The sequence below is a fragment of the Candidatus Allofontibacter sp. genome (assembly GCF_038145245.1).
In the GTDB taxonomy this organism is placed as follows: Bacteria; Pseudomonadota; Alphaproteobacteria; order Pelagibacterales; family Pelagibacteraceae; genus Fontibacterium.
The window spans coordinates 1-2,346 of sequence record NZ_JAYQPI010000065.1; the positions used below are offsets into that span (position 1 = coordinate 1).

Here is a 2,346-nt window from a genome sequence, read left to right on the forward strand (position 1 = left end):
TTCTTTAGTATGGAATAGTGGAATTGGTTTTGGAATTTTGCAGATTGAACCTAATATTTTTTATTCAATTATTTCAATTATTATAACTGCTATTAATTTAATTTTAATTTATTGGATGTTAAATTCGTCAAATTATTTAGAGTCTATATTTATTTCTATAATTTTAGGAGGAGCTTTAGGAAATTTATTTGACCGATATTATTATAGTTCTGTTCCAGATTTTATAGATTTTCACTATGAGAGTTTTCACTGGTTTACCTTTAATATTGCTGATATTTTTATTACTATTGGAATTGTTGGATTAATAATAATCGATCTTTTTAAAATAAAAAAAACATGAAAAAATTTATAAATTTATTTTTATTATTTTTATTCTTAAGCTCATGTGAAAATATTCAAAAAGGGCTAGGCATGAAAAAAGATACTCCAGATGAGTTTTTAATTGAAAAAAGAAATCCTTTGAGCATGCCTCCTAATTTCGATTTGTTACCACCTGACTCCGTGAATCAAAGCAATCAAAAAGATGAGAAAGATAATTTAAAAGATGTTTTTAATAAGAATCTTGGAAATGATAAAAAAGATAAAGATAATAAACAAGAAACGGGGTCTGGATCTTTAGAAAAAAGTATTCTTGAAAAAATAAAATAGTTTAATGAAAATTAATTCTTTTAATTTTTTAAAAAATAATTCAACAGTTTATAAAAATAATTTTAGTAAATGCTCTAAGATATTTAAAAACTTAATTAAAAACAAAGAAGATTTTTTTTTAAATACACTTTCTGAGGAGTTTCAAAAAAGTCTTTTCTTAAAAAAAAAAATCCTAAAAGAAAAATTACATAAAAATATATTAATTGTAGGAGTAGGCGGCTCTGTTCTAGGATCTAAAATGCTCTCTTCTTTTTTTGAATTGGATAAGAATTATTATTTTTTAGATAATTTAAATAATTCTGCAGCTATTGATATTATTAAAAAAGATCTAAGCAAATTCTCAATATTTATTATATCTAAATCTGGACAAACTTTAGAAACTTTAACAAATTGCAATATTATTTTAAATAATTTTAAAAAAAGAAAAAAACAAATATCTAAAAATTTTATAATTATTTCAGAGAGAAGTAGTGTTTTATTTAATTTTGCAAAAAAAAATAATATTTTATTTTTTGAACACAATATAAATCTTAGTGGGCGTTATTCTGTTTTATCAGAGGCAGGTCTTTTAATGTTTAATTTTGATTATAAGAAAATTATTCAAGGTATCAATTCTATTCTTAAAAAAGATTTAAAGAAAAATTTAATTAATAATGCGGCTACTTTATTAACTTTAATAACAAAATCAAAAATAAATTCACATGTATCTCTTATTTATTCTCATAACTTGTTAAATTATGGTTATTGGCATCAACAATTATTAGCAGAGAGTATCGGTAAGAATGGTAATGATTTCACACCAATAATATCAGAGTGCCCCAAAGACCATCATAGTATCATGCAGCTTTATTTAGATGGAAAGAAAAATAAATTTTTTACATTCTTTAAAACAATCAATAATAAAACTGACCAGCCAATTAAAGATTATTTTGATCAGAAATTAAAAAAAAACTCTTTAAATAATATTGTTGATGCACAATTTAATGCAACGATAAAAGTTTTTAAAAAGAATTTGATACCATTTCGAGTAATATTGATTGATCAAAAAAACCCTATTCAAAGTTTTATTTCTTTACTTGTTTATTCAATGTTAGAAACGGCAATTTTGTGTAAAGCGCTAGACTTAAATCCCTTTAACCAGCCAGCTGTAGAATCAATCAAAAGAGAGACTTATTCTTTATTGAGTTAGATTTAATTTTGCAAAGTAAATTTTAGAAACGCCATAAATTCTCTCTTCAATAACATCGAGTTCTTTATTATTAATATTGTTTTCAGAGTTTGTATGAATAACCAATAAATTTTTTTTGTTAATAATTTTTTTTAAGTCATTTATTATATTATCAATATTTTTTATTTTAAAAGGCGGATCTAAAAATATTAAATTAGGTTTAATTTGATTAAATAATTTATTATTCTGAATTAAAGAAACGTCTTCATTAGTAGCAATAGCATTTGCGCTTAGTATCTTAAGAGTATTAAGATTTTTTTTTAAAATAGAAAAAGCTTCAGAGTTTTTTTCAAAAAAAAATACTTTTTCCGCCTCTCTCGATAAACATTCCAATCCAAAGGAACCTGAGCCAGAAAAAAGATCTAAAACTATAGAATTTTTAAATTCAAACATAATTTTATTTGAGTGCTGTAATATATTGAATATACTCTCTTTGACTCTATCTCTTAGAGGTCTAGTAATTAATTTGC

Annotated in this window: 4 protein-coding genes; 3 read left to right on the forward strand and 1 reads right to left on the reverse strand. The window is 23.0% G+C overall.

What is annotated here, in order from left to right:
* The 3 genes from lspA to AC8IGH_RS05380 all read left to right on the forward strand — a co-directional run.
* A partial coding sequence (lspA, locus tag AC8IGH_RS05370) for a signal peptidase II (protein WP_507419686.1) occupies positions 1-340 on the forward strand: 340 nt, incomplete at its 5' end.
* Positions 337-648, forward strand: a complete 312-nt coding sequence (locus tag AC8IGH_RS05375) for a DUF3035 domain-containing protein (protein ID WP_507419687.1) — start codon at positions 337-339, stop codon at positions 646-648. The genes lspA and AC8IGH_RS05375, both read left to right, overlap by 4 nt.
* 4 nt (positions 649-652) lie before the next feature.
* Entirely contained in the window at positions 653-1,837 is a 1,185-nt protein-coding gene (locus AC8IGH_RS05380) for a phosphoglucose isomerase-related protein (protein ID WP_507419688.1), read from the forward strand.
* Here the strand turns inward: AC8IGH_RS05380 and rsmD are convergent.
* A partial coding sequence (rsmD, locus tag AC8IGH_RS05385; protein ID WP_507419689.1) for a 16S rRNA (guanine(966)-N(2))-methyltransferase RsmD occupies positions 1,826-2,346 on the reverse strand: 521 nt, incomplete at its 5' end. The genes AC8IGH_RS05380 and rsmD overlap by 12 nt on opposite strands.